General features: G+C 56.3%; 21 protein-coding genes, 1 tRNA gene and 2 pseudogenes. 4 read left to right on the plus strand and 20 right to left on the minus strand.

The features are described 5' to 3' along the window. Nucleotides 1–78: 78 nt before the first annotated feature. The 5 genes from AM218_RS06350 to holA all read right to left on the minus strand — a co-directional run bounded on the left by AM218_RS06350 (nt 79) and on the right by holA (nt 3,272). Nucleotides 79–339, minus strand: coding sequence for a hypothetical protein (locus AM218_RS06350; protein WP_157547548.1), 261 nt, complete (start codon nt 337–339; stop codon nt 79–81). Nucleotides 340–526: 187 nt separating this feature from the next. After that, nucleotides 527–991, minus strand: a complete 465-nt coding sequence (locus AM218_RS06355) for an RES family NAD+ phosphorylase (protein WP_054412912.1) — start codon at nt 989–991, stop codon at nt 527–529. Nucleotides 992–993: 2 nt separating this feature from the next. Beyond that, nucleotides 994–1,437 (minus strand): Xre family toxin-antitoxin system antitoxin, encoded by a 444-nt coding sequence (locus tag AM218_RS06360; protein WP_231576133.1) that lies wholly within the window; start codon nt 1,435–1,437, stop codon nt 994–996. Between the two features lie 109 nt (nt 1,438–1,546). Then, nucleotides 1,547–2,029 (minus strand): GyrI-like domain-containing protein, encoded by a 483-nt coding sequence (locus tag AM218_RS06365; RefSeq protein ID WP_054412914.1) that lies wholly within the window; start codon nt 2,027–2,029, stop codon nt 1,547–1,549. Nucleotides 2,030–2,195: 166 nt separating this feature from the next. Then, complete coding sequence (gene holA, locus AM218_RS06370; RefSeq protein WP_054412916.1) at nt 2,196–3,272, minus strand: DNA polymerase III subunit delta; 1,077 nt, start codon at nt 3,270–3,272, stop codon at nt 2,196–2,198. Nucleotides 3,273–3,440: 168 nt separating this feature from the next. On the opposite strand from holA, the gene tyrS reads away from it, so the two are divergent. Next, the gene (gene tyrS, locus AM218_RS06375; RefSeq protein ID WP_054412918.1) at nt 3,441–4,739 is read left to right on the plus strand and encodes a tyrosine--tRNA ligase; all 1,299 of its coding nucleotides are present in this window, start codon (nt 3,441–3,443) and stop codon (nt 4,737–4,739) included. A gap of 193 nt (nt 4,740–4,932) precedes the next feature. Here tyrS and AM218_RS17175 read toward each other — a convergent pair. Continuing rightward, nucleotides 4,933–5,100, minus strand: a pseudogene (locus tag AM218_RS17175) (BF3379 family histone-like protein); the annotation flags it as partial. Between the two features lie 244 nt (nt 5,101–5,344). Further along, nucleotides 5,345–6,583, minus strand: a complete 1,239-nt coding sequence (locus AM218_RS06385; RefSeq protein ID WP_054412920.1) for an aminotransferase class I/II-fold pyridoxal phosphate-dependent enzyme — start codon at nt 6,581–6,583, stop codon at nt 5,345–5,347. A 344-nt stretch (nt 6,584–6,927) separates the two neighbouring features. Here AM218_RS06385 and accC point away from each other — a divergent pair, with 344 nt between their 5' ends. Continuing rightward, on the plus strand, nt 6,928–8,436 hold the full coding sequence (accC, locus tag AM218_RS06390; RefSeq protein WP_054412922.1) for an acetyl-CoA carboxylase biotin carboxylase subunit: 1,509 nt from the start codon (nt 6,928–6,930) through the stop codon (nt 8,434–8,436). Nucleotides 8,437–8,557: 121 nt separating this feature from the next. Here the strand turns inward: accC and AM218_RS06395 are convergent, their stop codons facing one another. From AM218_RS06395 to AM218_RS06435, 9 genes are all read right to left on the minus strand, one after another. Then, nucleotides 8,558–8,980 (minus strand): hypothetical protein, encoded by a 423-nt coding sequence (locus AM218_RS06395; protein WP_157547549.1) that lies wholly within the window; start codon nt 8,978–8,980, stop codon nt 8,558–8,560. A gap of 74 nt (nt 8,981–9,054) precedes the next feature. Continuing rightward, nucleotides 9,055–9,774 (minus strand): bacillithiol biosynthesis deacetylase BshB1, encoded by a 720-nt coding sequence (gene bshB1, locus AM218_RS06400; protein WP_054412926.1) that lies wholly within the window; start codon nt 9,772–9,774, stop codon nt 9,055–9,057. 104 nt (nt 9,775–9,878) lie between these two features. After that, entirely contained in the window at nt 9,879–10,979 is a 1,101-nt protein-coding gene (locus AM218_RS06405) for a M23 family metallopeptidase (protein ID WP_231717559.1), read from the minus strand. A 131-nt stretch (nt 10,980–11,110) separates the two neighbouring features. Then, nucleotides 11,111–12,058 (minus strand): thioredoxin-disulfide reductase, encoded by a 948-nt coding sequence (gene trxB, locus AM218_RS06410; RefSeq protein WP_054412928.1) that lies wholly within the window; start codon nt 12,056–12,058, stop codon nt 11,111–11,113. 224 nt (nt 12,059–12,282) lie between these two features. Then, nucleotides 12,283–13,146, minus strand: a complete 864-nt coding sequence (locus AM218_RS06415; RefSeq protein WP_044513580.1) for a sigma-70 family RNA polymerase sigma factor — start codon at nt 13,144–13,146, stop codon at nt 12,283–12,285. Between the two features lie 97 nt (nt 13,147–13,243). Further along, nucleotides 13,244–15,412, minus strand: a complete 2,169-nt coding sequence (gene pnp / locus AM218_RS06420) for a polyribonucleotide nucleotidyltransferase (protein WP_044513579.1) — start codon at nt 15,410–15,412, stop codon at nt 13,244–13,246. Nucleotides 15,413–15,600: 188 nt separating this feature from the next. Beyond that, nucleotides 15,601–15,876, minus strand: coding sequence for a 30S ribosomal protein S15 (gene rpsO, locus AM218_RS06425; protein WP_054412930.1), 276 nt, complete (start codon nt 15,874–15,876; stop codon nt 15,601–15,603). 172 nt (nt 15,877–16,048) lie between these two features. After that, entirely contained in the window at nt 16,049–17,485 is a 1,437-nt protein-coding gene (locus AM218_RS06430; RefSeq protein WP_054412932.1) for an LptF/LptG family permease, read from the minus strand. 99 nt (nt 17,486–17,584) lie between these two features. Further along, complete coding sequence (locus tag AM218_RS06435) at nt 17,585–17,998, minus strand: START-like domain-containing protein (protein WP_054412934.1); 414 nt, start codon at nt 17,996–17,998, stop codon at nt 17,585–17,587. Nucleotides 17,999–18,136: 138 nt separating this feature from the next. Here AM218_RS06435 and AM218_RS06440 point away from each other — a divergent pair. Together AM218_RS06440 and AM218_RS06445 are read left to right on the plus strand one after the other, a co-directional pair. After that, nucleotides 18,137–18,210 (plus strand) — tRNA-Met (locus tag AM218_RS06440). Between the two features lie 86 nt (nt 18,211–18,296). Continuing rightward, nucleotides 18,297–18,713, plus strand: coding sequence for a hypothetical protein (locus AM218_RS06445; RefSeq protein ID WP_054412936.1), 417 nt, complete (start codon nt 18,297–18,299; stop codon nt 18,711–18,713). A gap of 102 nt (nt 18,714–18,815) precedes the next feature. Here AM218_RS06445 and rplT read toward each other — a convergent pair whose 3' ends face one another. From rplT to thrS, 4 genes and pseudogenes are all read right to left on the minus strand, one after another. After that, on the minus strand, nt 18,816–19,160 hold the full coding sequence (gene rplT, locus AM218_RS06450; protein WP_054412938.1) for a 50S ribosomal protein L20: 345 nt from the start codon (nt 19,158–19,160) through the stop codon (nt 18,816–18,818). Between the two features lie 146 nt (nt 19,161–19,306). Continuing rightward, nucleotides 19,307–19,501, minus strand: coding sequence for a 50S ribosomal protein L35 (rpmI, locus tag AM218_RS06455; RefSeq protein WP_044513575.1), 195 nt, complete (start codon nt 19,499–19,501; stop codon nt 19,307–19,309). A 189-nt stretch (nt 19,502–19,690) separates the two neighbouring features. Next, nucleotides 19,691–20,248, minus strand: a pseudogene (gene infC / locus AM218_RS06460) (translation initiation factor IF-3); the annotation flags it as partial. A 153-nt stretch (nt 20,249–20,401) separates the two neighbouring features. Beyond that, nucleotides 20,402–22,345, minus strand: coding sequence for a threonine--tRNA ligase (gene thrS / locus AM218_RS06465; RefSeq protein WP_054412940.1), 1,944 nt, complete (start codon nt 22,343–22,345; stop codon nt 20,402–20,404). Nucleotides 22,346–22,410: the final 65 nt, after the last annotated feature.

Raw genomic sequence — 22,410 nt, forward strand, 5'->3', positions numbered from 1 at the left:
GCCGCTAAAACGCCCTTTTTTGCCGTTTGTAACGTGCTGCAGAGAAGTTTTGGTGTGCCAGCCAGCCGTTGCTCCGCTTTACATCTTCTCCATCGTCACCTCGTCCCGGGTGAAATCAAAGCGGCTTTTATCTACCTGGCCTTTGCAAACCACTACCCGCGGCGGCACCAGCTTACCTTTTGAGCTGCCTTGTATCTGCGCCTCGCCCATGGCTTCCAGTGTGGCCACCGCCTCACCATTCAGCCGCAACTCCCACGAGCCCGGCTTCACGGCACCCTCCAGATTGCCCACGATGAACACTTCTTTCGGAGACATTTGAATGATATCGAGGACTTGCATAGAGAGGTTGAGTTTAGATCTTATTCAATTATTAGTGTCATGCTGACTGAGCTTGTCGAAGCATCTTGGTAGTATGGTAAACCCAACGAAGCGGTAGAGATGCTTCGACAAGCTCAGCATGACGGTTACTTTGGCTACATCAGCATGCGAGATGCTTCGCTTTGCTCTGCATGACAGACGGTTCGGTTTAGCCTTCCGGTTCTTCTGCCTTGATACGGTTATCAAAGCTAAACTCCTCCCAGGCCACAATGCGGATGCGTTTGAAATCCAGGTGGCGGGTGTGCAGGACGTAGTTGCTTTCCTGGGGGATGATGGACGAGGGCACGCGTAGCACCGCGGCTTTGCGGTGCTCATACCAGGCATCACCCAACGGCTGACAGATGGAGTAGCTACTGGCCTTTTCCCAGCCGACGGGCAGTTGAGCCGGCTTTATTTCTTCGATGGGCAGATCATCGGGAATATCGATGACCAATACCCGGAACTGGTCGTTCAGGCCTTCGCCGCTCCGGTGCACTACGTTTTCCAGGCAGGCCAGGGCGCGCGTGGCGGCGGTGTACACTACAAATCTATCCTTACTGTTCCAGCGGGCCCGGCGGCCGGAGGCAAACAGGTCTTCAGCGTATTTGGCCAGGCAGATGCGGTAGACGAGCATCGTTAGGCCAGGTCGCCGTAGGCAATGCGGCTCAGCTCCTCCTCTACCAGATCAATGCCGCCGCTGGTTTCCAGCAGGCGCAACGGCACTTCGCCGTCCAGACCGTGGGCAGGTTTGCCCAGCCAGCGCAGAAACGCATCGGCTTCGCCAAACACTTCCACGCCCAGGTTATAGAGAGCAATAATTTTGAGGGTTTTCTCGCTGCTGGCCGCGTTCAGCAGCTTTTTATCCTGCAGGTAGCTGCGCAGCGTTTTGGTAGAGAGGTCATAAATGGCCTCCAGCTGGCTGGGCTGCAGGTGAAGAGCCTCGGCTACTTCAAAGGCCGTAGCCGCCGGAATGCCCTTGCGTGCCGCCATTACCAGGGCAAACGAATCCTGCCCGGTGCGGCCCCATTGGGCCCACATATTCTGCGGTGCGGCTTTAACTCGGGTTGCGGGGCTGGCCATGGTTTCTGGTATTGACGTTGACGAAGCTAGGGAAATTTTTCCATATAACGCGGAAATTTTTCCTTTGGTTTCTTCTTCCCGTTTACGGTCTTTACTAGCTCGCTCCTTTCTAAGCCTTCCGGCTAACGGGAATCCAGATTTCCTCTTCCGATGCCGGATCATTGTTCCTGTACTTCGGCCCCAGGATTTCAAAATGCGGCCGGTCATCTAACACATAATCGGAAGCCGGCAGCCAGGTAGTGAATATGTACTGGAAGATGCTGGTATCTGTATTGAGTCCTCGATAGAAGAAAACGGCGTACTGGCCGCCGGGGATTAGCACGGCTTCCATATCCGGCGGCACTGTGGCAAAGTCCGTCACTTCCAAGCCGGCCCACTTTTCAAATTCTGCCGCCGGGTTAAAGTCGGTAAAAAAGCCCGGGGCATACTGCTGCATGGAGTACAGGTCCGCTCCTATTGCCTGATGAATTTCGTGGCGCCGGGGCATAAAGCTCTTCCACAACTCCCCCGTGCGGTTATTAGCAAAAGACATCGGCAGCCGTTTGCCGATTAATTTTTTCTCAGCAATTACCTCTATTCTGGGTTGCAGCATGCAAGTCAGATTTTGCCACTTTCACCATAAAGCCCGTCATGTCGAGCGCAGTCGAGACATCTCGCGTGCTGATGGTGTGGTGCTAATCACTATTTACCACACTAGCGAGATGTCTCAACTGCGCTCGACATGACCCAATAATAATTAACGGATAAATAATTAACCGTTACGCCCCAATGGCGTGCAGGGGCACGGGGTGCAGAATCAGGAAAATCAGCTCGCGCAGGATTTCACCGTCGGTCATGGAGCCGCTGTCGATGCCTTTGCTTTGCAGGTCGGCGCGCCGGATGAGGTGCACGATGTCGCGGGTGCGCTCAAAGCTGAAGGCCTTCAGGCCAGTCTGGTAGTCGCGGCGCTGCACGGGGAAGCGCAGGCCAAATTTCAGCCAGTCGCCTTCCGAAATGTTGGAAATCTGATGCAGGGCCAGCAGGCGGGAGAAATAGTTGAACAGCAGGGTGAGGTTCGGAATGAGCGGATTGGCCTTGGGGTTTGCCTCGAAGTAGAGCAGAATACGGTTGGCCTTCAGCACGTCGCGGCGCACCAGGGCGCTTTGCAGCTCGAAGATGTTGTACTCCTTGCTGATGCCCACCATGCGCTGCACCAGGTCCTCATCAATGGGCTGCCCGGCCTGCAGGTTAATCAGCATCTTATCTACCTCATTGGTGAGGCGGCCCAGTTCCGTACCAATGTATTCGGAGAGAATAACGGTGGCCTGGGGCGTAATCTGCTGGCCTTTGCTGCGCACGTAGGCTGTGAGCCAGGCGGGTACCTGGTTATCGTAAATCTTATTGCTGGTCATGAGCACCACGCCGGCGGGCGGGGGCGTTTTTTTGTCGCCGGTAAGCAGCTTGCCCAGCTTTTTGCGGGCATCCAGGGTTTTGTGCTTGTAGCAGAACACCAGCACGGTGCTTTGCAGCGGGTTTTTCAGGTAGGCTTCCAGAAACGGCCACGATTTGTCGTTTTCCAGATCCAGAATAGTCTGGGCTTCCTTGATGATGACCACCGAGCGCTCCGCCATCATGGGGAAGCGCTTGGCCTGGTTCAGAATAGTGGCTACATCCGCATCCTTGCCATACAGCACCACCTGGTTAAAACCCTTCTCATGCTCCTGCAGCACGGTTTTTTCCAGCATATCGGCCACCAGGTCCACGTAGTACGGCTCTTCGCCCTGCAGAAAATACACGGGCGCAAACTGGCGCTGGCGCAGCTGGTTCAGAAGTTCATCGGCGGAAACGGCGGGCATGGCGGGGTAGTCAGTGGCGGATGGAGGAAAGGCAGGATTCAGGCCGAATCCACTATGGTCCTTCAAAACGAAGCATAAAGGTACCGTTCCGGCACGTTACCTTTGCTGTTCGGCCGGTGGATTTCCGCGGCCAATGGCAACGACTCTCTGACAACCAATACTTCCTGAATGGACCTGATTTCCGAACTGCGCTGGCGTGGGATGTTCCACGATATGATGCCCGGCACCGATGAGCACCTGCGCACCAACGCCCCCATTTCCGGCTACATCGGCTTCGACCCCACGGCCGCGTCCCTGCACATCGGCAATCTGGCCACCATTATGCTGCTGGTGCACCTGCAGCGCGCCGGCCACCGCCCCCTGGCCCTGGTAGGCGGCGCCACCGGCATGATTGGCGACCCCTCCGGCAAATCAGCCGAGCGCAACCTGCTGGACGAGGAAACCCTACGGGCCAACCAGTCCGGCATCAAGGCCCAGCTGGAGAAGTTCCTGGATTTCACGGAAGGCCCCACCGGCGCGCTGGTGGTGAACAACTACGACTGGTTTAAGGACTTCGGCTTTCTGCAGTTTCTGCGCGAAGTAGGCAAGCACCTCACGGTGAACTACATGATGGCCAAAGACTCAGTAAAGCGCCGCATCAGCGGCAACGAGGACACCGGCGCGGAAGGCATCAGCTACACCGAGTTCAGCTACCAGTTGCTGCAGGGCTACGACTTCTTCCACCTCTACAAAAACCTGGGCTGTACCCTGCAAATGGGCGCTTCTGACCAGTGGGGCAACATTACCACCGGCACGGAGCTTATCCGGCGCATGACCGGCGGCGAGGGCAAAGCCTACGCCCTCACCGGCCAGCTCATCACCAAGGCCGATGGCACCAAGTACGGCAAGAGCGAAACCGGCACCGTGTGGCTAGACCCCACCATGACCTCGCCCTACCAGTTCTACCAGTTCTTCCTGAACGCCGCCGATGCCGACGTACCGCGCCTCATCCGGGTGTTCACGCTGATGAGCCAGGAGGAAATTGAAGCGCTGGAAGCTGAGCATGCCCAGGCCCCGCATCTGCGCGTGCTGCAGAAGGCGCTGGCCAAAGACGTAACTACCCGCGTGCACTCTGCTGAGGCCTATGAAGCGGCCCTGGCGGCCTCGCAGGTGCTGTTTGGCGGTGGTGCCCTCTCCAGCCTGGATGAGGCTACGCTGCTGGATGTATTTGCCGGCGTACCCCATATGGAAGTGCCGCGCGCCCAGCTCTCCGAGCTGAATGCCGTAACGCTGCTGAGCGAGGCTACCAATTCGGTCATCTTCCCTTCTAAAGGCGAAGCTAAGAAGATGATTCAGGCCGGCGGCGTGAGTTTGAACCGGGAGAAAGCCGGGCTGGAGCAGCAAGCATCGGAAGTACCTCTGCTGCTGGACAAGTACATGGTGGCCCAGAAAGGCAAGAAGAACTACTACCTGATTAAAGTAGTGTAGTAAGCCTCAACGGGCCGGAAAGCAAAAGGGAGTCCGTCGAATGACGGACTCCCTTTTGTTTGTAAGCGGATGCGGCAACGAAGGCCGCCCGGCATTACTTCTTCTTTGCAGGAGCAGCTTTCTTAGCAGCAGCAGGAGCGGCTTTCTTAGCAGGAGCAGCTTTTGCACCAGCACCGGCCGAGCCAGCAGCATCGTTCTTCATGTTCTGCACTTCCGAGCGGATTTGCTGAGCCATGTTCTTCAGCTCCTGCATGCCTTTACGCACGCGAGTGCCGGCTGCCGAGTTGCTCTTGTCGTAGAACTTCTCGAAGTCGCCTTCCATAGCCATTACGAGGTCACGCAGTTTGCCAAAATTGTTCATGAGGGGGAGGGTTATGAGATGTGGAATAATGGGTTTGACCGGGCCTAATATACAGGGATTTCAAATACAAGCAATAGTTCAACTTTTTTTAAAAACCCCCTTTTCAGACGCTATTCCCATATTCGACCTCTAATTTGTCTAGTTAGCCCGTCCGGCTTGCCAAATCAATTCCATAAAAAGTCCTATAAAGCACAAGCGCCGGAACCCTTGCGGGCTCCGGCGCTTGCTCCATTGTGCCTGCTGCTTATACAGTCACCTGGGTTTTGGAGTACAAGCCCTTGTCAAGCTTGGCTGCAACGGCCTCAAAGGCCGTTATGGTCTCTTTTACGTCTTCCAGGGAGTGTACTGCCGTTGGAATCAGACGAAGCATAATTACCCCCTTCGGTACCACCGGATAAACCACGATAGAGCAGAAAATAGCGTGATTCTCACGTAGATCGAAGATTAGCTGGGTGGCGTCACTGATTTCGCCGGCCAGCAGCACAGGCGTTACGGGCGAGGTTGTGGTGCCAATGTTGAAGCCTTTTTCGCGCAGGCTGCTTTGCAGGGCATGTACCACGGTCCAGAGGTTATCCTTCAGCTCGGGTTGCGTGCGCAGCAGCTCCAAACGCTTCAAAGCGCCTACTACAAGCACCATGGGCAAGGATTTGGCGAAAATCTGGCTGCGCATGTTGTAGCGCAAATATTCAATTACGTTCTCGGGGCCGGCCACGAAGGCACCAATGCTGGCCATGCTCTTCGCAAACGTCGAAAAATAAAGGTCAATGCCATCCTGCACGCCTTGTTCTTCGCCCGTTCCGGCGCCGGTAGCGCCCATTGTGCCGAAGCCATGGGCATCATCCACGAACAAACGGAACTCAAATTTCTCCTTCATGGCCACCACGCCGCGCAGGTCGCCCTGGTTGCCCGACATGCCGAATACACCTTCCGTAATCACGAGGATACCACCGCCGGTTTCGTCCGTAATCCGCTTGGCACGCTCCAGCTGCTTTTCCAGGCTGGCCATGTCGTTGTGGGTATACACAAAGCGCTTGCCCTGGTGCAGACGCACGCCATCAATAATGCAGGCATGCGACTCCGCATCATAGACAATCACGTCGTGGCGGTTAACCATGGCGTCGATGATGGATACCACGCCCTGGTAGCCGAAGTTCAGGAGCATGCAGTCGGGCTTCTTTATGAAGTCGGCCAGCTCGCTCTCCAGCTGCTCGTGCAGGTTGGAGTTGCCGGACATCATGCGCGCGCCCATGGGCAAGGCCATACCGTACTCCGCCGCCGCCTCGGCATCAGCCTTGCGCACTTCAGGGTGGTTAGCCAGGCCCAGATAGTTATTCAGGCTCCAGGTGAGCACCTCTTTACCGCGAAAAATCATGCGGGGCTTGATTTCGCCTTCCAGTTTAGGGAATGAGAAATAACCATGTGCATAATGCGCGTGGCTGCCCAGCGGGCCGCGGTTGGCGGCAATCTTCTCAAATAGATCCACGAAGGAACAGGGTTAGATGTGAAAAGAAATCAGGGAGTTATGGACAAAGTACCAAGACCCCAGAAGTACAAAGTTATGGCAATCCGCAAAGGTAACCTTCCCTTGCGAGGCATCCAACTGCCCAGCGGCAGGCTTGAATTTCCGCAGGGAGTTTTATGGAGCCGGCAGAATGGCGTTTCTTTGGTGATGGAAACCTCAGACTCCCGGTCTTAGCAAGCTGTTGCCAAACCTTTCAACCCGCAGAGCAAGGCGTTGTTTTAACCTTGTTTCTTCCATGAAAGGCCTGCTACAGGCTTACTACATAGACCTGGCCGTTGCCTTACTCCCACCCGCTTCTCTCCCGCATGAAAAAAATCTCCAAACTACTCGTTGCCAACCGGGGCGAAATTGCGCTGCGCGTGCTGCGCTCAGCCAAAGAAATGGGCCTGAAAACCGTGGCTATCTACAGTGAAGCCGACCGCAACGCTCTGCACGTGCGCTACGCCGATGAGGCCGTGTGCGTGGGCCCGCCCGCCTCGGCCCAAAGCTACCTGCGCGGCGACAAAATTCTGGAGATATGCCACCAACTGGGCGTTGATGCTATTCACCCGGGCTATGGTTTTCTGAGTGAAAACGCCTCATTTGCCCGCATGGTGAAGGAAGCCGGGCTGATTTTCGTGGGGCCTTCCCCGGAAGCTATGGAGCTGATGGGCTCGAAGCTGGCGGCCAAGCAGGCCGTTTCTAAATACGGCATTCCCATGGTGCCCGGCACCGAGGAAGCCATTTCGGATGTAGAAGCCGCCAAAAAGATTGCCCGCGAGGTAGGCTTCCCCATCCTGATTAAAGCCTCGGCCGGCGGTGGCGGCAAAGGCATGCGCATTGTAAACGCCGAAGCCGACTTTGAGGAGCAGATGCAGCTGGCCGTAAACGAAGCGGTTTCGGCCTTTGGCGATGGGGCCGTATTCATTGAGAAATACATCGGCTCGCCGCGCCACATCGAAATTCAGGTACTGGGTGATGAGCACGGCAACATTGTGCACCTTTTTGAGCGGGAATGCAGCATCCAGCGCCGCCACCAGAAAGTAATCGAGGAAGCGCCCTCTTCGGTGCTTACGCCCCAGCTGCGGGCCCGCATGGGCCAGTGCGCCGTAGATGTGGCCCGCGCCTGCGACTACACCGGGGCGGGCACCGTGGAGTTTCTGCTGGATGAAAACCACGACTTCTACTTCCTGGAGATGAACACCCGCCTGCAGGTAGAGCACCCGGTAACGGAGCAAATCACGGGCCTCGACCTGGTAAAGGAGCAGATCCGCGTGGCCGAGGGCCAGCCCCTGCCCTTCACCCAGGAAGACCTCACCATTACGGGCCACGCCCTGGAGCTGCGCGTGTACGCCGAAGACCCGCAGAACAACTTCCTGCCCGATATCGGAACGCTGACCACCTACGTGCGCCCCCAGGGCCCCGGCGTGCGCGTGGATGATGGCTTTGAGCAGGGCATGGACATCCCGATTTACTACGACCCCATGATTGCCAAGCTCGTTACCTTCGGCAAGGACCGCCAGGAGGCTATTGAGCGTATGCTACGCGCCATTGACGAGTACCAGATAACCGGCATTGAAACTACCCTGGGCTTCGGCCGCTACGTGCTGCAGCACCCGGCTTTTGTAAGCGGCAACTTCGATACCAACTTCATCCGCGACCATTTCACGGCGGATTCCCTCAAGCCCGCCGCAGCCGATGAGGCATTAGATAAGCTGGCCGCAGTATTGGGCGCTATGCTGCTGTCAGAAAAGAAAGCTACTGCCGTAGCACCGGCCGATGCGCCGGCGGCCACGGGCTCCGCGTGGAAGCGGAACCGGCTGGGCGGGCGGTAACATCATTGCACTGGCAATAAAAAAGGCGGCTCCTACGCAGGAGTTGCCTTTTTATTTTTAAATCCGGAAGGCTCATTAAGATATTTCAGGCGGTAGAATATCTAAGGCCTTATAATATGGCTTACGAAAGCAGCCTGGCCTGATGCGCTACATTAATCAGCCCTGGTGCATTCTTCAGCGTGGCCAGTACTAGCTCTTTGGCGGCTTGCTGTAGCTCATCTTTGCTGATGTCACGGGCTTCTTCGCGCACCAACTCAGTGAGAGCCTGAAAGGCAAAGGTCAGCGCCTGACGCTTAGGCCGCTCCGCGCGAATTTCTGTGTACACTTCAGCAAAATGGCCCTGGATTTTCTTCCGACGCAGGTGAAATACCGAATCACTCGTGACGTGGGGCTGAATGGTGTCGAGCAATTTCAGCAGCGGGCTCAACTGCACAGCTGAAGTCACCACCACTTCAACCAGCCGTTGCCGTTTGGAACCGGCTATATCTTCTGACACTTCATCAGTTCCGGGTTGTGAGGATTTAGGATGGCTGCTAAACATCATAAAGGGCATACCGTGCAATAGATCTGAAGTCTATACTTCCCCTAAAAATAGCACCCGCGCTTTCATTTTAGTATTTAAATCAGCTCCGTTACATCCCGCACCCCCAGCGGCCGTTCCCGCGTAAAGCCTTCCCCGAACTCCGCTCCTATCATGTGGCCAAACTCGCGGGCGCGGGCTTCCATGAAATTGGAGAATACGGGGGTAGAAAGATACGTGGTAGGCTCGGTGCTTTCCGGGTCGTGGAACTGCGTGCGGTAGGCTTTGATGGACTCCCACTTCTTCGGCCAGAACTCAGTGATATCCACTACAAAGTCGGGGTCAATCTGGCGGTCCTGGATGTAGTGGTACACCACGCGGGGGCGCCAGGGCTGCTGGGGCAGGCCATTGTCGCCGAGAGTTTCAATCATGCGCAGGCCGGCCAGGAAGCAGGCTTCCGATGCCAGCTGGGATCCGCGCCCATGATCGGGGTGGCGGTCATGGATGGCGTTGCAGAGCACCACCTCGGGCCGGTAGCGGCGAATAGCGGCTATAACGGGCAGCTGGTGCTCCCGGTCGTTGCGGAAGAAGCCATCGGGCAGGCCAAGGTTTTCGCGCACGCTCAGGCCTAGAATACGGCTGGCTACCTCGGCCTCGGCGGCGCGGGTAGCGGGCGTACCCCTCGTACCCAGCTCTCCCCGGGTGAAATCAACAATACCGATTTTCTTGCCGGCTGCGGCAGCCGCCAGCATGGTGCCCGAACAGGACATTTCTACATCATCGGGATGGGCACCGAAAGCCAGTATATCTAACTTCATAGAAGGCAAAGAATGGAATGAGAATAAAAGCAGACATCCTGTGATGCTTTCCGGCAGCCGGGGCCGGGCAGCATCACAGGATGACAAATGTAACTTTCCGCTGCTTACTTAATGCGCAGCGTACGGCCCAGCTTCAGCGTGGAGGTGCCTTTGTTGAGGCGCTTGATCTGACTGACGGATACGCCGTATTTCTGGGCAATTTCCGACAGCGTATCGCCGGAGCGGATGCGGTGCGTTACTACCCGCCGGGCGGCCGACGGCGCACCCGAGCGGTGCGACGATGAGCGGGCCCGCAGGGCCCGGCTGTAGTAGTTAAAAAGCGCTGAGGTAACCTGGAAGTTGTCGCCGCGCAGCTTGTAGTCCGGGAAGTCGTACATGCGCTCCGGATCAATGGGGTTGCCCTCGTAGCGCACTTCAAAGTGCAGGTGCGAGCCGGTGCTGCGGCCGGTGCTGCCCCCTTTACCAATCAGTTGGCCGGCTTTTACAAAGGTACCCGGCGCTACCAGCGCCTTTTGCAAATGGCCGTACAGCGTTTCTATGCCGTTGTAGTGGCGCACCAGCAGATAGTTGCCATAGCCGGAACCATCCCACTTGGAAATGCGCACCACTCCATCAAAAGCCGCTTTCACGGAGTCGCCGGTTTCCAGGTCCAGATCCACGCCATAGTGCCAGCGGGAACCCCGGAAGCCGAAGTCGGAGGTGAGCGGAGTGGTCAGCAGGGGCATTTTAGCGTAGCGCTGCCGGGGCGGGTCAATCAGGCGCAGGTTGAGCGTGTCTTTGAGGCGGCGGCCATCTACCCGGTAAGGGTTGATGTTGTGCGTGTCCCAGATAGCATAATACCCGGCCACCTTAATCCAGGAGCTATCAATCAGCACCTGCTCCGAAACCTCCACAATGTGCTGCCCGCCTTCATTAAGCGAAGACGTATCCTCACTCACGATGGAAAGCTTCTTAGCCGGGTTGAAGTAGATGGATTTTGCGGCTTCCGAGTCGTCGTCGGGCAAATCCTCCGTCTTAATCAGCACGGTGGTATCGGGCCGCACATATTTGATAACTGGCGATTTAAACCGAAAAAAGTCCTTCCGGTTTCCGCTGGAGCTGCCTTTGGCCTTGGTGGGGGCTGGCTTGCGGCGTTGGGCCTGCGTGGCAGTAGGATCAGCTAGCATGAGCACCACTAAAAGCAGCGGCACCAGCCAGTATTTCACAAAGTTCAGCAACTGCAATAGGGTTAGAATTCAGGAAAGCCGCCGCGCAAAAGGCTATAGGCTTTCAGCAAAGTACGCAACCAACGCACAACCAGGCCCGACTGGTATACCGGGCCTGATTGTGCCGGTTACTAGTGTACGCCCAGGGCGGCCAGATACCGCTCTGCATCCAGCGCGGCCATGCAGCCGGAGCCGGCCGCCGTTACGGCCTGCCGGTAGGTAAAATCCTGCACGTCGCCGCAGGCAAACACGCCGTCCACGTTGGTTTTGGCGGTACCCGGAATAGTTTTCAGGTAGCCCATTTCGTCGTGGTGCAGGTAGGGCTGGAATATTTTGGAGTTAGGATCGTGGCCAATGGCCACAAAGAAGCCTTTTACATCCAGCACGCGGGTTTCGTGGGTCAGCACATTTTTCACGCGCACGCCTTCTACGGCCTGCTCGCCCAGAATTTCATCGGTAGAGGTGTTGTATAGCACCTCAATTTTGGGGTTGTCAGCTACCCGCTTCTGCATGATTTTAGAAGCGCGCATCTCCCCTTTCCGCACCAGCATATACACCTTGTTGCAAAGGTTAGCCAGGTAAGTGGCTTCCTCCGCGGCCGTGTCACCGGCGCCTACAATAGCCACGTCTAGGCCACGGTAGAAGAAACCATCACACACGGCACAGGCCGATACACCCGAGCCATTCAGGCGCGCTTCCGACTCCAGACCCAGCCATTTGGCCGAAGCCCCGGTAGCAATGATGACGGCATCCGCAGTAATTTCCTTGCTTTCGTCAATGGTTACCTTGTGCGGGTGCCCGGAGAAGTCAACGGCAGTAGCCAGACCATAGCGGATGTCGGTACCAAAGCGGGCAGCCTGTTTTTTCAGGTCTTCCATCATCTCCGGGCCCATCACACCATCAGGGTAGCCGGGGAAATTCTCTACATCATTGGTAATAGTCAGCTGGCCACCAGGCTGCAGGCCCTGGTACATAACGGGCGCCATGTTGGCGCGGGCAGCATAAATAGCAGCCGTATAGCCGGCCGGGCCGGAGCCAATAATCAGACACTTTACGTGTTCCGGGGTAGTATTCTCCATGAGAAGGCAGTAGCAAAGGGGCCCGGAAAGGCCAGAAAGTTAGGGTTGGGAGTACAAAGGTAACCAGTAACATCAAGCTCAGCAGCCTGCTGCGGCTAATTGCCTTTTCCGAAGCCGCCCGCCAGGCTGGAATTGGCCCTGGAAACAGAAAAAAGCCGGCGGCTAAGTACTACAACAAAAAACCCCAACCGGTGGGTCAGGGTTTTTTAAAGTGAGTAGAGCGCTTACCCCAGGTAAGGCTTTAGCGCTTTGCTGCGCGAGGTATGACGCAGGCGGCGGATGGCTTTTTCCTTGATCTGGCGAACCCGCTCCCGGGTGAGGTTGAACTTCTCGCCGATTTCTTCCAGCGTGAGGGAGTGCTCCCCGTTCAGGCCAAAATACAGCGTGATAACATCGGCTTCGCGCTTGGTGAGCGTGCTCAGGGCGCGCTGCACTTCCTTGCGGAGCGAGTCGTTCATCAGGCCCATGTCCGGGCTTTCCTCGTCCTCATTCTCGAGCACGTCCAGCAGGCGGTTTTCTTCGCCCTGCACAAACGGGGCATCCACGGATACGTGGCGGCCCGAGATTTTCAGGGTGTCCACTACCTCAGAGGTAGTGAGCTCCAGAACTTCGGCAATTTCTTCGGGCGAGGGCTCCCGCTCAAATTTCTGCTCCAGCTCGGAGAAGGACTTGCTGATTTTATTCAACGAGCCTACGCGGTTCAGCGGCAGACGCACAATGCGCGACTGCTCGGCCAAAGCCTGCAGAATCGACTGACGAATCCACCATACGGCGTAGGAGATAAACTTAAAGCCACGGGTTTCATCGAAACGCTTGGCCGCTTTAATCAGACCAAGGTTACCCTCGTTGATCAGGTCGCCCAGCGAAAGACCCTGGTTCTGGTACTGCTTGGCCACCGACACCACGAAGCGGAGGTTGGCCTTGGTCAGCTTTTCCAGCGCTTGCTGGTCGCCTTCTTTAATGCGTTGCGCCAGCGTCACCTCCTCATCGGGAGTGAGCAGATCCACTTTACCAATCTCCTGGAGGTATTTATCCAGCGACTGGCTTTCGCGGTTGGTTATCTGCTTGCTGATTTTTAACTGTCTCATTGCGGGCGCGGAAGTGAAGTGTGTTTGGTTACGAAGAACATCCGGATGGGTACGGGCGTCGGTGAGAATCAACCCGCCGACGCCCGATTAAGTTCAGCTAGCTTGGCTGCTCCTCCCCATTGCTGGCGGCGGCCTTTTCAGGCTTTGGCAGCAATACCTTGCGCGACAAGCGGTACTTACCGGTCTTCTTGTCGATATCGAGCAGTTTCACATCAATTTCCTGCCCTACTTCCAGTACGCCTTCCAGCGTAGCCAGACGCTCGTGGGCTACTTCCGAAATGTGCAGCAGACCATCCTTACCTGGCATGATTTCTACGAAAGCACCGTATGGCTGGATGCTGCGAACTTTACCTTTGTAGGTTTCGCCTACTTCCGGCGTAGCCGCAATAGCCCGGATCCGGTCAATAGCCGCCTGCATGTCTTCCTGGTTGGAAGCGTAGATGCTTACGTGGCCTTTCTCGTCCTTCTCCTCAATGATAACTGTAGCGTTGGTGTCCTTCTGGATCTGCTGAATGACTTTACCGCCGGGTCCGATAACCGCACCGATATACTCTTTATCGATGAGCATCTTGTGCGAGCGAGGCGTATGAGGCTTCAGCTCAGCTGCGGGCTCCGAAATGGTCTTAGCCATCTCACGCAGAATGTGTAGGCGGCCTTCGCGGGCCTGGTGCAAGGCAGCCGTCATGATTTCGCTGCTCAGGCCCTGGATTTTGATGTCCATCTGGCAAGCCACGATACCTTTCTCGGTGCCGGTTACTTTAAAGTCCATGTCGCCGAGGTGGTCCTCATCGCCCAGGATGTCGGAAAGCACGGCGTATTCGCCGGTTTCTTTGTCCTGCACCAGGCCCATGGCAATACCCGAAACGGCGGCGCGCACTTTAATGCCCGCATCCATCAGGGCCATCGAGCCAGCACATACGGTAGCCATCGACGAAGAGCCGTTCGACTCCAGGATGTCCGACACGATACGGATGGTGTATGGATTCTCGTCATCGGAAGGCAAAACCTTCTTCAAGGAGCGCATAGCCAGGTTGCCGTGGCCAATTTCCCGGCGGCCGGGGCCGCGGTTAGGCTTCACTTCACCCGTAGAGAAAGCGGGGAAGTTGTAGTGCAACATGAACTTGCTGTAACCCGAAGTCATGGCCGTATCGATGATCTGCTCATCGAGCTTGGTGCCGAGGGCAACCGTGGTCAGCGACTGGGTTTCGCCGCGGGTGAACAGGGCCGAGCCGTGGGCACCGGGCAGGTAGTTCACCTCGCTCCAGATGGGGCGAATTTCGGTCAGAGCGCGGCCATCAAGGCGGGTGCGCTCCTTAATCATCATGTCGCGGATGGCTTTCTTCTCTGCTGAAGAGTAGTAGCGGCCGAACATCTTCATGTCCAGCTCCGGCTGATCTTCGAGGATTTTCTCGCTCAAGGACTTCTTCACCTCACCAAAAGCCTCCTTGCGGCCGGCTTTGCTGGTGTTGCCCGACTGCGCGATTTTGTAGGCGTGCTGGTACACACCTTCGTGAATGCGCTGCTTCAGGTCTTCGTTCTCATCGTACTTCGGATACTCGCGCTTCACGTGGGATTTCTCCACGGCGGCGGCCAGCTCCTGCTGCACCCGTACCTGCTCTTTAATGGCTTCGTGGGCGTAGGCAATGGCTTCTACCATTTCCTCTTCGCTCACTTCGTCCATTTCACCTTCCACCATGGCCACTGAGTCGGCGGTAGCACCTACAATCAGGTCCATGTCGGCGCGGGCAATGTCGGCGGTGAGGGGGTTGATCTGCAGCTTGCCGTCGATACGGGCTACGCGTACTTCCGAAATCGGACCAGCGAAGGGAATATCGGAAATCGACAGGGCAGCGGAAGCAGCCAGGGCAGCCAGAGCATCCGGCTGCACGGTTTTATCGGCTGAAATCAGCGTAATCATCACCTGCACCTCGTAGTGATAGTCCTTGGGGAACATGGGGCGCAGGATGCGGTCTACAAGGCGGCAAACCAGGATTTCCTGGTCCGACAGGCGGCCTTCGCGACGCTGGAATGAGCCGGGAATGTTGCCGGCACCGCCGAATTTCTCCTGATAGTCTACCGACAGGGGCAGGAAATCCACGCCTTCGCGCTGGCTGGGCTGGGAAACAACCGTAGCCAGCAGCATGGCATCGCCCAGGCGCACCACTACGGCGCCATCAGCGAATTTGGCCAGCTTGCCGGTTTCAATGGAAATCTGCCGACCATCGGGCAGGGTAATGTGTTTGGTAACCGCGTTGTAGTTGGGCATCGTGTGGGTTTGCTTGAAAAAGCGACAGCGGGCGAGCAGCCGTAAAATCAGGGCTACAGTAGCTCTGATTTGCTCTGAAGAAAGTTCTTTGGAAAGCTAACAGCCCGAGACGCTTAAAAAGTGACCGGGCTGCACAAAAAAAGAGCAGGGAACCTTCGTTGAAAGGCTCCCTGCTCCGGCGGGGCGGGTTACTTGCGGATACCCAGCTCCTTAATGATAGCGCGGTAGCGGTTGATTTCGCGGTGCTGCAGATAATCCAGCATGCGACGACGCTTACCAACCAGCTTCAGCAGACCCAGGCGGGTCGAGAAGTCCTTCTTGTTCACCTTCAGGTGCTCGGTCAGGTGGGTAATGCGGTGCGTGAACAGCGCAATCTGGGCTTCAGCAGAACCGGTATCGGTGGCTACTTTTTGCAGGCTGTTCTTTTCAAAGATGGCCTGTTTTACTTCGGTAGTAAGTTTCATCGGCAGATAGGTTTCCCCGTCTTGGATTAAAAGTGAGAAAGAAATTTCACCCCGCACCTCGGGGTGGCCGCAAAGGTAAGCTTTTTTGCTTGGGATTCACAGGAAAAAGCCCAGAGAATTTTAGAAGCAAGCCATACGCTAGCAGCAGCCCGCTACCCCGGGGCTGGCAGCGTTACAGCGCTTTCTTGTACCCACGAAAAGGCCAGCGGATTTTGGCCGGCAGCCGGCGCCAGAACTCTACGTCCAGCAGGCCGGAGTCGTGGCGGGCCTGGTAGAGGAAAAACAGGCCGATGGGCAGCAGAATGGCATTGGCCATCCACATCCCCGCCCCTACCGGCAGCACATCCTCCCGTCCGTACTTCTCGCCTATAATGGACAGCACGTAGTACACAATGAAGAATAGGATGGAGATAAGCACCGGCACACCCAGGCCGCCTTTCTTGATAATTGCACCCAGCGGAGCGCCAATCAGAAACATAATGAGCACGGCAATAGACTGGGTGTATTTCCGGTAAATCTCAATCCGGTAGTTGTTCGTGTCGCGCTGCAGATTGGTGAGGCTTTCGGCGGAGCTGGCGGCAAAGGAGCGTACGTTGCGGGCCCGGTCGGTGGCGCTGCCTACCGTCAAATCAGTAATTGGGGCCAAAAAGGATTGGGGAATGGGCTTCCACTTCCGTACCCGCTGCCGGGTTTTCTGCCCCACGGTATCAAAGCGCAGGTAGGTGTAGTACACGCTCAGCTCCCGGCCCAGCCGCGTGCGCTGCGTATTCAGCTGGTCGTGCAGCGAATCGGTGTAGGCGTGCAGTTGCGGAATGTTCTTCATCATCTTGTTTTCCGAAAACAGCTCTTCCTTGGTGCGGTCCAGGGAGAAGGAGGCCAGCGAAAACGTGATGGTATTCTTGTCAAAAGCCTGGCGGGCAAAGCCGGTTTCGTTCTGGCCCCGGGCTTCGGGCTGCTCCAGATACATGGTACCCCGGAAAAGCTCCAGGCTGAGATATTGCCCGCCGTAGCGGGTAAACATGCGGCCAGAATCGGCCAGAATCACGGCCGCGCTACCATTATTGCGGGTATGATCATAAATGATGACCCCTTTCAGCAGGTCGCCATTCTCCCCTTCTTTTTTGTCTACTTTGATGGTGTAGCCCGGAATGCCATTGTAGAAAATACCTTCCCGGATATCCAGGGCCAATTTTTGCTGGCGCACGTCCCAGAGCAGGCTAAAGGCCTTCAGATTGGCGGTGGGCACAATATTGTTATTGAACCAGAAAGCCAGCCCGGCCAGCACCAGGCTTACCAGAAATACGGGCCGCAGAATGCGGGTGAGTGAAATGCCGGACGTTTTAATGGCCGTAAGCTCTTGGTGCTCGCCCAGGTTGCCATAGGTCATCAGCGACGACAGTAGCACCGCCAGCGGCAGGGAAATTGGCACAATCAGCACGCTGAAATAAAATAACAGCTGCAGAAGAACGCCCGCACCCAGGTCCTTGCCGATGATATCATCCAGATACTTCAGCATGTATTGCGTGAGCAGGATAAATTCTACCACGGCGAAGGTGAGCACAAAAGGCCCCACAAAAGCCTGTAAAATCAGTTTATCCAGTTTCTTCATAAAGCAAAAGGGCAGGCTGCCCGGGTAAGCAAAGGAGGGAAAGCCACACGAAGGTACTACTCGTGTGGCTTTCCCTCCCGGGGTAAAAATGGGTATAGGCTAGCCGCCTACTTGTTGGCGCAGGTTCTGCATGAGGGTTTCCCACATTTCGTGCAGCTCAATCTCGTCGGTTTCTTCGGAGTAGTCTACCACCCGCAGGAACACTTCCTGAGTCAGTTCCGATGACTCAATGGAGAAGTCCAGATAGTTAGCATCCGGCATGTGGCGGTGGTTTTTATCCAGGAACACAAACCGCACCGAGCGGTTGGTCCGGTGCGAGTTCATTTCCGCAAAGTGGTCCTGGTTGTCCCAAGTGAAAATGAACTGATGATTATCAATGGTGCGGACGCGCTGGCAGAACCACTGACTAAGCCCCGTAGCGGAGGCTAAGTAAGGATAGAGGATCTTAGGCGAGGCATTAATGGGATATTCTACCGTGAAACGGTGCTTGGAGCGAGTAGCGGAGAGCGGCATAAGCGTGTGAAATACGGAACATTAGGCCTCAGCAACAAAAGACGTTCATCAGGCAGCGGCAAGATACAGTGGTTTTTTTTTGCACCAAGGGTTGCGCCACGACAAATCTTGTGCCTACCTTTGCCCCACCAAAAACCCGGCGGGGTAGCTCAGTTGGTTAGAGCACAGGATTCATAACCCTGAGGTCACGAGTTCAACTCTCGTCCCCGCTACTTAGAAAAACCGCATTGGCCCATTGCTGATGCGGTTTTTTTATTGATATTTCGGCAGAACATTTTCGCCTCTCCCCTGGGCCCCGATGCAGCAATTCACCAACTCATTTGGCAAGGTCTTTCTGACCGTGCACCACGACGCCCACCATCAGTGGATTTACAATGAGTGGCGGGGCCTCTTATCCACGGATGCCGTGATGCAGGGCTGTGTGGGCGTGCTGGAGGTGCTCCGGCAAACCAAGTGCCCCCACATGCTGAACGACAACCGCGCCGTGGTGGGCTCCTGGAACCAGGCCAACGACTGGATAGCGCAGGAATGGATGCCGCAGGCCCTGGCCGCAGGCCTCACCCGCTTTGCCCACGTAGTAGCGCCCGGTATCTTTGGGCAGGCCTCTGCCGAGGAAATGCACCAGCGCGTAGGCAACCTGTTTGAAATGCGCCTGTTTGAGGATCTACAGCATGCCCGCCAGTGGCTGCAGGAGGCCGCCGCGCTGCCCGGCTAAGCATCACCCCCATTTCTCGCCCTAAAGGCCGCCATGGCCGCTATAAACAACAAAAAAGCCTGACCGTACTGGTCAGGCTTTTTCGTGCAGTAAGCCGGAAGCTTACTTAACTTTCTCCACAATGCCTTTGAAAGCCTCGGGGTGGTTCAGGGCCAGGTCAGCCAGAACTTTGCGGTTCAGCTCGATGCCAGCCTTTTTCAGGCCGCCCATCAGCTGGGAGTACGACATGCCGTACTGACGCGCACCTGCGTTGATACGCTGAATCCAAAGGGCACGGAACTCGCGCTTCTTGGTCTTACGGTCACGGTAAGCATACAGCAAACCTTTTTCAACCGCGTTTTTAGCTACGGTCCATACGTTCTTGCGACGGCCGAAATAGCCTTTCGCCAAACGCATTACTTTTTTCCGGCGGTGGCGCGAGGCCACGTGGTTTACACTTCTTGGCATAACCTACTTTGTTTTTGGTGGCCGGTGCTGCCCTAAGGTCAGCTTATGTACCGGATACCGGGTGAATGTTTGGTATTGATTTTTGAAGCTTCCCTTTTGCCAGCAAGCCCTAAAGCTGGGCTGAATCAGGAAACCGAAAAAATCAATTAGAGATTCAGCATGTCCTTCACGCGGTTCATGTCTGCCGAGCTAACCAGGGTAGCGTGCGTAAGGTTACGCTTCTGCTTGGTAGTTTTCTTGGTCAGGATGTGCGACTTGAAGGCGTGCTTACGCTTGATTTTACCGGTGCCGGTGAGCGTAAAACGCTTTTTGGCGCCGGATTTGGTTTTCATTTTCGGCATTGTGTGGGGGTTAAGAAAGGTAAAAACTGCGGCGGCCGGCTGCCTATGGCCGGTTCGCCTGGAAAAATCAGTCAGCAGATAAACTGCTTATTCAGTTGCTTCTTTGGGAGCCGCTGCCTTGGGAGCAGCTTCTTTTGCCCCGTTCTCTTTGCCGGCAGCCGGTTTAGCTGCGGGAGCCGGAGCAGCCGGTTTGGGCTTCACCACCACCTTAGGAGCCAGGTACAGGAACATGCGCTTGCCTTCCAGCTTGGGCAGTTGCTCTACTTTGGCCAGGTCTTCCAGGGCCTGCGCAAATTTCAGCAGCAGAATCTCGCCGCGCTCCTTAAACACAATGGAGCGACCCACGAAATGCACATATGCTTTGATTTTAGCGCCTTCCTTCAGGAATTCCTGCGCGTGCTTCAGCTTAAAGGCAAAGTCGTGGTCATCGGTGTTGGGACCGAAACGAATTTCCTTTACTATCACTTTCGTGGCTTTCGCTTTCAGTTCACGGGTACGCTTCTTCTGCTCGTACTTGAACTTGGAGTAGTCGATAACGCGGCACACGGGCGGAACGGCCGTGGGCGAAATTTCCACCAGATCCAGATTCTGCTCCTGCGCGAAGCGACGAGCTTGTTCAATCGGGTAGATGCCTACTTCCACGTTCTCGCCTACCAGGCGCACTTCGCGGGCAGTAATTTTCTGGTTGATTTTGAACGGCTCCTCCACCTGCTGGCGGGGTACGTAGCGGCGATTTGGGGTAGCTATGAGTTGGTCCTCCTTACTAAGTGAGAGATATGGCTTGTTGGCGATGATGACGCCCGTCCGGGCAGGCCGGGCGGGCGTCATCAGCAGGCAAATATCCGGTTTTTTTTCAATTCTAAAAAAGAAACGGGCAGAATAGAAGCTTCCGGAGGCTATCTAAATGGCTTGCGTCATTTCATTTACCTGATCCTGGAAGTTTCGGATGAAGGCTTCAATGGGCATGCTGCCCATGTCACCCTCGCCGTGGCGGCGAACGGAAACAATGCCGTTTTCCTGCTCCTTCTCCCCTACAATCAACATATAGGGCACTTTGGCTATTTCCGCATCCCGGATTTTCCGGCCGATTTTCTCGTCACGGCTGTCCAAAGAACCGCGCAGTTCGGCCTGCATCAGGCGGTCATAAACCTGCTGGGCGTAGTCCTGATATTTCTCAGAAATAGGCAGAACGGCAAACTGTTCGGGCGAGAGCCAGAGCGGGAAGTTGCCACCGCAGTGCTCAATCAGCACCGCCACGAAGCGTTCCAGCGAGCCAAACGGAGCCCGGTGAATCATCACGGGGCGCTGCCGGGAGTTATCCGGGGCCACGTACTCCAGATCAAACCGCTCAGGCAGGTTATAGTCTACCTGAATGGTACCCAGTTGCCACTTGCGGCCCAGGGCATCGCGCACCATGAAGTCCAGCTTGGGGCCGTAGAAGGCGGCTTCACCCAGTTCGGTTACCGTTTTAAGCCCCTTCTCGGCAGCGGCTTCCTGAATGGCGGCTTCCGCCCGCGCCCAGTTTTCGTCAGAGCCAATGTACTTGGTCTTGTTCTCCGGGTCGCGGAGGGAAATCTGCGCCGTAAAGTCGGGGAAATCCAGCGCCTTCAGGACGTAGAGCACAATGTCAATTACCTTCAGAAACTCTTCCTTCACCTGATCGGGGCGGCAGAAGATGTGGGCATCGTCCTGCGTAAAGCCCCGCACGCGGGTCAGGCCGTGCAGCTCCCCGCTCTGCTCGTAGCGATACACGGTACCAAACTCGGCCAGGCGCAACGGCAGGTCGCGGTATGAGCGGGGCTTGGTTTTGTAGATTTCGCAATGGTGAGGGCAGTTCATGGGCTTGAGGAAGAATTCCTCACCCGGGTTGGGCGTTCTGATGGGCTGGAACGAGTCGGCACCGTACTTCTCGTAGTGGCCGCTGGTTACGTATAGCTCTTTGGAGCCGATGTGGGGCGTTACCACGGGCAGGTAGCCGGCTTTCACCTGGGCACGGCGCAGGAACTGCTCCAGACGCTCGCGCAGGGCCGTGCCTTTGGGCAGCCACAGGGGCAGCCCCGCTCCTACTTTATCAGAAAAGGCGAAAAGCTCCAGCTCCTTGCCCAGCTTGCGGTGGTCGCGGCGCTTGGCTTCTTCCAGGCGCTCCAGGTACTCGGTCAGCTCCTTGGCTTTGGGGAAGGTGATGCCGTAGATGCGCGTGAGCTGCTTGCTCTTCTCGTCGCCGCGCCAGTAGGCACCGGCCACGTTCATCAGCTTTACCGCTTTAATGGGGCTGGTATCGGGAATGTGCGGCCCGCGGCAAAGGTCCGTGAACCCGCCCTGGGTGTAGAAAGTAATGGTGCCGTCCTCCAGGCCCTGCAGCAGGTCCAGCTTATAGGGGTCGGCTTTCTCCTGAAAATAGGCAATGGCTTCCGCCTTGGGCACTTCCCGGCGCACGTACTGGCTTTTGGTTTTGGCCAGCTCCAGCATCTTCTTCTCGATGGTGGCAAAATCGTCGGAGGAGATGGTGCGGCCTTCGCCGAAGTCTACATCGTAGTAAAAACCATTCTCAATGCTGGGTCCGATGCCCAGCTTCACGCCGGGGTACAGGGCTTCCAGGGCTTCCGCCATCAGGTGAGCGGACGAGTGCCAGAAGGTGGCTTTACCGGCCTGATCGTTCCAGGTCAGGATTTCGAGGTTGGCATTCTGCTCAATGGGGCGGTGCAGGTCGCGCACTTCGCCGTTGACGCGCACACCGAGGGCATTACGGGCCAAGCCTTCGCTGATGCTGGCGGCTACTTCATAGCCCGTGGCGCCATCTACAAACTGGCGCACCGAACCGTCGGGGAGGGTGATATCAATCATGGGATTGGGAAGATAATGGCTATACAAACAGCCGTGAGGCCGCAAGTTAGCGGGAATGGCCGGAA

This window comes from Hymenobacter sp. DG25A (assembly GCF_001280305.1).
GTDB lineage: Bacteria > Bacteroidota > Bacteroidia > Cytophagales > Hymenobacteraceae > Hymenobacter.